The 8,792-nt window shown below is 59.4% G+C and carries 6 protein-coding genes; 3 read left to right on the forward strand and 3 right to left on the reverse strand.

Translation table 11 applies throughout. The features are described 5' to 3' along the window. Nucleotides 1–9: 9 nt before the first annotated feature. Nucleotides 10–2,562, forward strand: a complete 2,553-nt coding sequence (locus tag EOC83_RS29820; protein ID WP_063170562.1) for an ATP-binding cassette domain-containing protein — start codon at nucleotides 10–12, stop codon at nucleotides 2,560–2,562. A 95-nt stretch (nucleotides 2,563–2,657) separates the two neighbouring features. On the opposite strand, the gene EOC83_RS29825 is transcribed toward EOC83_RS29820, so the two are convergent. The 3 genes from EOC83_RS29825 to EOC83_RS29835 form a co-directional block, all read right to left on the reverse strand. Then, nucleotides 2,658–3,644: an ABC transporter permease gene (locus EOC83_RS29825; protein ID WP_158515814.1), complete on the reverse strand. Its 987-nt coding sequence runs from the start codon at nucleotides 3,642–3,644 to the stop codon at nucleotides 2,658–2,660. A gap of 14 nt (nucleotides 3,645–3,658) precedes the next feature. Beyond that, a complete protein-coding gene (locus tag EOC83_RS29830) occupies nucleotides 3,659–5,146 on the reverse strand; it encodes a sugar ABC transporter ATP-binding protein (RefSeq protein ID WP_063170564.1) in 1,488 nt (495 codons plus the stop codon). Between the two features lie 69 nt (nucleotides 5,147–5,215). Further along, a complete protein-coding gene (locus tag EOC83_RS29835; protein ID WP_063170565.1) occupies nucleotides 5,216–6,283 on the reverse strand; it encodes an ABC transporter substrate-binding protein in 1,068 nt (355 codons plus the stop codon). A 296-nt stretch (nucleotides 6,284–6,579) separates the two neighbouring features. Between EOC83_RS29835 and EOC83_RS29840 the strand changes: the two genes are divergently transcribed. Continuing rightward, nucleotides 6,580–7,479, forward strand: coding sequence for a DeoR/GlpR family DNA-binding transcription regulator (locus EOC83_RS29840; RefSeq protein ID WP_342030151.1), 900 nt, complete (start codon nucleotides 6,580–6,582; stop codon nucleotides 7,477–7,479). Then, nucleotides 7,466–8,560 (forward strand): four-carbon acid sugar kinase family protein, encoded by a 1,095-nt coding sequence (locus EOC83_RS29845; RefSeq protein WP_063170567.1) that lies wholly within the window; start codon nucleotides 7,466–7,468, stop codon nucleotides 8,558–8,560. The genes EOC83_RS29840 and EOC83_RS29845 overlap by 14 nt, the downstream gene beginning before the upstream one ends. Nucleotides 8,561–8,792 lie beyond the last annotated feature (232 nt).

The raw sequence follows: 8,792 nt of genomic DNA on the forward strand, positions 1-8,792 counted from the left end.
GATCGACCCATGGCCACCGTCGAGCAGCTTCAGGCTGACAGGGCAACGCCGACCAGTACTGCGTTGGACAGCCCGTTGGGTTTGCGCATGCAAGGCGTGTGGAAGCGTTTCGGCAATGTCGTCGCCGTGAAGGACATCTCGTTTGACGCGCGATGTGGCGAGGTTCATGCGCTTCTGGGAGAAAATGGCGCAGGCAAGTCGACATTGATGGGCATTGCCTCCGGAAATTTGAGCTTCGATCAGGGTTCGATCGAAATATGCGGACAAACTGTAGATCGCTTGAGCGCGGCACAGGCGCAACGGCTCGGGCTCGCCATCGTGCATCAGCACCCGGCAGTGCTTCCTGATCTGACGGTGGCTGAAAACCTGCTGCTTGCAGTTCCAGCAGCGCTTCGAACGGATTATGCGAATGCCAATGACTGGGTAGTCGCCCAACTCCATCGTGTTGGCTCTGCCGTTCATCCCAAGACCCGGCTGTGTGATGTCGACATAGCACAAAGCCAACTGATAGAACTTGCCAAGGCGCTTGCGATCGACCCGAAGATCCTCATTCTTGACGAACCCACCGCGGCTTTGACAGCCGACCTTGTCGATATCCTGTTTCGCAACGTGCGCCAAGCCGCGGCTCGCGGCGCGGCGGTCATCTACATTTCGCATCGGCTGCAGGAAATCAGACAGATCGCAGACACTGTCACCGTCATGCGTGACGGAGAAGTGAAGGGATCGGCACCTGTGCGCGATGTCAGCGATGACCAGATCCTCAACCTCATTGTCGGACGCACCGTTACCAAGCAATTTCCGCCCAAATCATCCGGTGTCATGAGTGGCGCAAGTGTTCTTGAGGTCAAAGGGCTTTCGGGCGCTGATTTCGTAGACATCAACATGTCGGCGCGTGGCGGCGAGATCGTTGGTATCGCCGGCATTACCGGAAACGGCCAGAGCGACTTCCTGCGTTCGCTGGCAGGTCTTGGAAATGCCCGTGGAGCCGTCACTCTGGACGGGAAGACCGTGCCGCTCGGCAACCCGGGTGCCGCTCGTAGTGCCGGCATTATCTATCTGTCTCCCGACCGCCAGCATGAAGGCCTTTTTCCCAGTCTTTCCGTGCGCGAAAACGGTACCATCTCGGCCCTGTCACGTTTCGCGAACTTTGGCGTCGTGAACCGTTCGCTCGAACGGCGGCAAATGGAAGCCCAGCGAGTGGACCTGAACATTCGCGCGGCATCGATCGAGCAGAATGTCGCCACGCTGTCTGGCGGGAACCAGCAAAAGACGATCCTGTCACGAGCTCTCCTGGCAGAGGCTTCACTCGTGCTGGCAGAGGAGCCGACAGCCGGGGTTGACGTGGGTGCCCGCGCCGAAATCTATCGCATCCTGCGTGACGTCGCTTCGCGCGGGACATTGGTGGTTATCGTCTCATCCGATATCGTCGAGCTTGAGGGCCTATGCGACCGCGTGCTGGTCTTCTCCCGTGGGCACGTCGTGGGCGAACTCTCAGGCCAAGACGTCAATGAGGCCAATATCGGCCGGACCATGATAACGGCCACCACCCATCGCAAGACCGACCAGCAAGGACGAGACAGATCCGGCACTACGCGCTCTTGGCTGCGAATGGTTGCCGCCGGCGACTATGTTCCAAGCTTCGTGCTTGCCGGGCTAATCGTGTTGCTGGGCCTGGTAGCGTCTGGCCACAACATTCGTTTCGTCTCAGGCTTCAACATCGAGAAGATCCTGTTCCTTTCCGCAGCACTGGCGTTCGTCTCCTTTGGCCAGATGTGCGCAGTGTTCACCGGCAGGATCGATCTGTCGGTCGGACCGTTGATCGGCTTGAGCCTCGTCATCGCGTCATTCTTTTTGAATGAAGGTGCCGGCATGGGAACGATAATCGTTGGCGTGTTGGCCGTGTTTGGCGCCGCAGCCCTCGTCGGCCTGACCAGCGGGACCTTGGTTCGGTTCGGGAACTTCACCTCCGTCGCCGCGACGCTAGGGGTTTACATCATCATTCAGGGCATCTCGGTGTTGCTGCGGCCCTATCCCGATGGAGCCATCAGCGCCACCGTCATGGATACCATCAAAGCCACAATCGGTAGCATTCCGGTCGTGTTCATCGTCGCGCTGGTCCTGGCAATCATCCTCGAAGTCGGTTTGCGCTACAGCCGTTGGGGAATGAGCTTGCGCGCCGTTGGCTCTAACGAGAAGGCAGCGGCGCATATTGGTGTGCGCACAGGCTGGACCGTCGTCGGCGCGTTCATCGCCTGCAGCTTGCTCACAGCGCTTGGGGGCATGATGGTGGTGGCGCAGCTCGGCATCGGCGATCCCAATCAGGGCATCGAATACACGCTGGGCAGCATTGCCGCAGTGGTCCTCGGCGGAGCCAGTCTCTTTGGCGGACGCGGCAGTTTCATCGGCGTGCTGCTTGGCGCCGTCCTGATCCAGGAAGTCAATTCATCGATGGTTTTCCTGGGCCTGTCGCAAGCCTGGCAATATTGGTTCATCGGCCTGCTGACCCTGATCGCAGTGGCAGTCTATTCACAGGCCCGGTCAGCGTCCATCGAGAGGCCGTGAAACGAACTGCCGCAGACTGGATATACAACGTCGAGTGCGCGAAGATCCGCTAAGAAGGCGCAAGATCTCCCCCAACCGCATGTCGACGCTTCCGCTCACTTGATGATGCCGATCTTCTTGCGATCAATGGTCACGAATACGGCGCAGACCAAAACCGTACCCTTGACGATATTCTGAAGGTACGGATCGACACCGGCCATGTTCATGCCGTTGGAAAGCAGAGTGATGATCAAAACGCCCAGCATGGTACCGACAACACTGCCTACGCCTCCAGTCAATGGTGTTCCGCCGACGACCACCGCGGCTATGACGTCCAGTTCAAGCCCCTCCCCGAGTTGGGCGGTGGCGGCCATGGCGCGCGCGGCTTGTAGCAAGCCGGCAATGCCGCACAAGGCACCGAGAAGCACATACATATAGATTTTCACGCGCGCGACCTGAATGCCCGTTAGAATGGCGACACGTTCCCCACCGCCTATGGCGCGAACCTCGCGCCCGAACACCGTCCTGTTGATGATGCCATACGCGACAACCATTAGCACCAGGCCAATGATCACGGAGTGCGGAATGCCCAAAGTCCGATTGGTATAGACATCAAGGAATTGCTCATCCTCGATCGAGACAGGAGCGCCACGTGTAAAAAGCAGCACGATGCCGCGATAGACCACCATCGCTCCCATGGTTGCGATGAAGGACGGCACCTTGCCTTTGGCCAGGAGAACACCGTTGATCAATCCGGCAACAGCACCGACGGCAATGGCGGGAATGATCGCCGCGGCGCCAAGGCTGTCAGCTGTCAATGCGGCTGCCAATGCCGCGAGTGCAACAATTGAACCGACCGAAAGATCGATTGAACCGGCCATGATGACGAAGGTCATGCCGAGCGCAGCAACCAGCAGCACCGTGCCCTGTTGAAGCACGATGAGAAGGTTGCTGAAGGTCAGGAAGCGTGGCGAGGCCATCGAGAAGATCACAATGAGCAGGACGAGCATGGCAAGCGGAAAGCCGCGTTTGACGACTTCGAACTTGGCATTGACGCCGGGTTCCCTGGTTGCGTTCGGTGTCTTGGTGGCGATCGAGGTCACGTTCGTTTCCATGGTCAGGCCATATGTCCAATAATGTCATGCTCGGTGGCATCGGCTGCCGTCTCGATGCGATGCGTAATTTGTCCTTGCCGGAGCACCAGCAAGCGGTCCGACATACCGATCAGTTCGGGCATGTCTTCTGATGACAGGATCACGGCGAGGCCCTGCGCCGCCTTCTGCCTGACGAGGCGATAGATTTCCGTTCGGGCGCCGATATCGACCCCGCGTGTAGGATTGTTGAGCAGGAGCAAGCGCGGCTGGACAGCCAGGCATTTGCCGATCACCACCTTTTGCAAATTACCGCCCGAGAGCGAACGGCAGGACGAATCGACGCTTTGTGTCTTGATGCCGATCTGGGCGATCAGGTCACCCGCGATAGCAGTGGCAGCGGCGCGATCAAAGAACGGCCCATGATGCGGCGGGCGGGCCATCACCAGATTGTCGAGGATACTGAAGTCGGCGATCAGGCCCTCATTGTGACGGTCACCCGGCAGGTAGGCGACGCCCTGTCCCCAGGCGAAAGTCGGACTCGACGGCGCATAAGAACCACCCGCAAGCTTCATCGAGCCACCACGCAAGGGCAAGTCGCCGCAAATGGCTGCGAACAGCGCCTCGGCGCCAGCGCCCTTCAATCCGGCAAGGCCGAGGATTTCGCCGGCATGCACATCCAGGCTGACGCCGCCGAGTTCTCGCCCAACGGCGACCTCGGAGGCTTCGAAGACAACAGGCTTGCCTGGATCTCCCGGCGGCCGCGGCGGATAGATGCTTCTGGCGAGCTCGCGCCCCACCATGCGGCGATGAATTTCATTCGGCTCGATCTCGGTCGTGCGATAGGTTCCGACATATTGCCCGTCTTTCAGGATCGTCAATTCATCCGCGACCGCAAGCACCTCGTCGAGATGATGAGACACGAAGGCGACGGTCATCCCCTGCCCCTTGAGTTCGCTGATGACGCGAAGGACAGCCTGAACCTCTCGATGATCGAGATAGGCGGTGGATTCGTCCAGAAGCAGGATTTTCGGATTTGTAGACAGCGCTCGAGCGATCTCGATGCATTTCAGCTCGCCGAGATTGAGGCGGCCTGTATCGGCAGAGACTGATATTTGCGCGCCGATCCGTTCCAGGATCGCTTGCGACGCGGCTTCCATACGTCTGCGATCGATAAAGCCGAGGGGGCCGGCGAACTGCCGCAGGCGATCGATGAAGATGTTTTCGGCAACAGTCAGCGAACGGTTGATCGTGATTTCCTGGTATACAAGCGATACGCCAAGGGCCGCCGCACCGATGACGCTTGGTGGTGCATAGCTTGCGTCATCCAACGTCATGACGCCGCTGTCAGGCCGCTCTGCGCCCGCAAGCATACGCAAGGTCGTCGATTTGCCGGCCCCGTTTTCGCCGACGATGGCGTGAACCATGCCGGGCCGAAGCACTACGGATACGCCGACCACGGCACGTGTCTGGCCGTAGCTTTTGCGCAGGTCGCTCGCAGCAAGTGTCATCATTGACTACGCCCAAATGCCAGGCAGGGCCTGCCTGCAACCGTGGGATTGCGGGCAGGTCCAATCGGACGTTCAGTTGCTATACTGCATCTCGAACACGGCCGGCTTGGCGTCCTTGTTGTAGAAGCGCGAGTGCTGCCGGAAATCATATGTCGGCACGCCGCCGGGAAAGTCCTTCTCGAACTGCGCAACGCGATCCTTGGTCAGCGGCAGCAGCTTCAGCTTGACATTGTCGGCGCCGGCGGGAACCGGAATACCCTTGATCTGATCGAAAAGGGCGACAAGGGCGAAGCCGCCCTGAAGCCAATGACCGCCAATATCGAAAAGCAGGTCGCCGGACTTTACCGCATCGACATTCTCGGGGTTGAGATCCATTCCGACGACCATAACGTCCTTGCCGGGCGCTTTCCCATGGTTCTTGAGCGCAGCCATCACGCCGGTCGCGGTGCCGCCATTCGCGGCCCAGACGCCGGTGATGTCCGGGTTGCCCTGGAAGAGGGATTCAAATGCGGTCTGTGACGTATCACGGACGAAATTGCCATCGACTTCGCCGGCGACGCGCACATCGGGCGCTTCCTTGAGAGCGTCTTCCAGCCCCTTGCGGCGATCAATGGCGACCGAGGTGCCGGCGGTGCCGTTCACCACGCCGATCACTTTCTTGCCATCAGGCCCCGGCTTGATGGCGGCGAACAGCGCCTTGGCCATTTGGTATCCGGCGTCCTCATCGCTCGGCCCGATAAAGGCAATGTAATTCGGGAAACGCTCGGTTTGAGGCGAAAAATCCGGATAACTGTCGGTGAGGATGACCGGTATCTCGGCTTCCTTGGCCAAGGTAAGGCCGCGAGCGGCAGTGGCCCAATAGGGCGTGAAAACAATGCCGTCGACCTTCTGGGCCACCAGGTCCTCAAGCGACTTGACCATCTGGTCAGGCTTGTTGTCGGCATTGAGGACAACGAGCTTCACACCAAGCTCATCCGCTCCCTTCTTCATGAAAGCGACATAGCTATTCCAGAATTGCGCATCCAGGGTCGGCACGACAACGCCGACCGTGGGTTCATCGGCAGCTAGGGCCGCCGTTGACAAGAAGGCCGCGGCAGCGGCGCCGACAAGGGCCGATTTCAGCTTCGACAAGAAAGACATGGTTCCTCCAACCCGGTTCGCGACAGAGCCCAAGCGCTCTGAATCGCTGACTTTAATTCCCATTTTTTTGACAAGAACTGCGCACTTGTCAGTGCCAATTGACGAGGATTGACGGTCATCGCTTATCACATATGGTCAAAATCAGTCAAAATAATTCTAACAAGGCCAAAAGCGATAGGAATTCGCTCATCGCCATGACAAACCAGTGGGCTCGCCGAATGAATTCGTGATATTCGCGATGCTGGGCTCGCCATGATTCCGGCGAGCGTGTTGCTGCACTGTGCGGAGATACGAACGTGGCAAGGAATGTTCGAAAATCAACGGTGGAAGATACCGGGCCCTCAGCGTCCGCCGGGTCATGGGAAGACGATGGCGGGCGTGGACGGGTCGATCTAATTCCGGCCAAGCGCCATGCTTTCATTCTCGAATGCCTCAAACGGGAAGGAACCGTCGGCGTTCAGGAACTCATTGATCTCATCGGCGCGTCACCTTCGACCATACGGCGCGACCTCGAGACGCTTGAACGGCAGGGAGCATTGGAGCGAACGCATGGCGGAGCGATGCTTCAACGCACGGAACTCGCCACCTTCGAGCCAGATCTCGCCACTGCCGCACACTTCGCCAGGGCTGAGAAGGAGGCCATAGGCGCAGCCATGATGTCGGAACTTCGCCCCGGGCAGAGTGTCATTTTCGACGCAAGCACGACTGTTCTGGAAGTCGCCCGCGCCATCGCCGCCGCGCCCATTTCGCTTACGGCCGTCACCAACAGTCTCGCGATCGCGCAGATACTTGCAACCGTGCCGGGAGTACGCCTCGTCATGCTTGGAGGCACCTGCAAGCCGGGTTCTCTAACTCTGGTTGGCCAGCCTGGCGAGAATTTCCTGCGTACCATCCACGCCGATGTGGCAATTCTGGGCACTCACGCCATCACCGGGGACATGCTCACGGAGACCTCGCTCGAGGTCGCGGCGATGAAGCAGGCGATGATCGCCGCGGCGCGACGGGTGGTCGTGCTTGCCGACAATTCCAAATTCACCACTCCGAATTTCTGCACCATCTGCCGCCTGGCCGACATCCACCAGATCATTACCGATGACGGCATCGATCAGGCCAACCTCAGCAATCTTCGGACGCTCGATGTGAACGTCCGCGTCGTGCGCGTCAGCCGTTCGGGTTCTTCAATTGAGCGCTCTTGAGACTGTCGATATCCGGATCATCGCGGACGACCTGACCGGCGCTCTGGACAGCGCGGTTTGCTTCGCCTCGCCAGGCCAAGGTGTCGGCGTGAGCTGGCAACTGGATCGTAGGCTCTCGGGCCGTTCGGCTGTCGATATCGCCACACGTGAGGGCGCCGAGACAACGGCCGTCGCCAGACACTTGAAGTTCGCGCCATGGCTGGCCGCCGGACAGCTGAGCTTCAAGAAGATCGACAGCCTTTTGCGCGGTCACGTCATTGCCGAAATAGAAGCCTGCATCGTCGAAGGTGCGTACCAGCGGGTTGTACTGGCGCCCGCGTTCCCCTTTCAGGGCCGTGTTACACGCCTTGGGCGTCAATGGCGGCTCGATCGGCCCGAAATGGTCGGTCCCGACATCCTCGCCGGCCTCGGTCGGCGCTTTTCCTCTGGCCGGTCGGTACCGGGCACGCGGCCGGTTCATTTCCTCACACTCTACGACGCCGAAACGGACAAGGACCTGGACGAAATCGTTGCAACGGCGAGCGCGCCGCAGACACTCTGGGTTGGTACGGGCGGCCTGGCTGCCGCGCTGGCGCGACACCTGAGCATACCACACAAGCCTGTTCCGGCACTGCCCGCCCCGTTCCTGGGCCTTGTCGGCACAAATCACGAAGTCACGGCGGGACAGGTGGCCTCGTTTGCCACCAAGCATGCTGATGGGCATATCGTTGTGGAACGCGACATCGACAAAGCGAAAAGGGATCTGGCAAAACGGATCATGCGAGGTGCGCCGTCGGTTGTCACTGTGGTTGCATCGGGTGATCGCCACGCGATTGCAGATCATATCGGCAAGGTGTTTGCGTCGCTTCTTGACGGTTTGCCAAAGCCCGGAACGCTGCTCGTCACTGGCGGCGAAACATTGCGATCGGTGTGCTCCAGCCTCGGCGTCGTCGAACTCACGGTCGAGAGCGAGATTGAACCGGGGCTTCCGATCTCCAGAATCAAAGGCGGCGTTTTCCAAGGGCTAGCCACAACTTCCAAATCTGGCGCGTTCGGCGACAGCGCCCTCTTCTGCAGGCTCGCGACTCTCGCGCGTCGCTGATCAAGACGGTCGCCGGCAAAAGCACAGGGCGGGTCCATTCCCGCCGGTCAAATGACGTCAAGCGATCTTTCAGCAGCCGGCTACACGGGGACTGCTCCCACAGAGAGGTGGGAAAACAGGCGGATTTCACCGTGCGGCTGATTACGAATGACTGCAAAAGAAAACTATTGCGCATCTCTGGTTACAAGGATTAGAAGATGATCACAATTGACCGATTAGAGGCGTTCATGTC

This window comes from Mesorhizobium sp. Primo-A (assembly GCF_003997175.1).
GTDB classification, from domain to species: domain Bacteria; phylum Pseudomonadota; class Alphaproteobacteria; order Rhizobiales; family Rhizobiaceae; genus Mesorhizobium; species Mesorhizobium ciceri.

Excerpts from the sequence above, each read along its gene's own strand:
- EOC83_RS29820 (WP_063170562.1), top strand. The coding sequence starts at position 10 with ATGGCCACCGTCGAGCAGCTTCAGGCTGACAGGGCAACGCCGACCAGT.
- EOC83_RS29830 (WP_063170564.1), bottom strand. The coding sequence starts at position 5,146 with ATGATGACACTTGCTGCGAGCGACCTGCGCAAAAGCTACGGCCAGACA.
- EOC83_RS29835 (WP_063170565.1), bottom strand. The coding sequence starts at position 6,283 with ATGTCTTTCTTGTCGAAGCTGAAATCGGCCCTTGTCGGCGCCGCTGCC.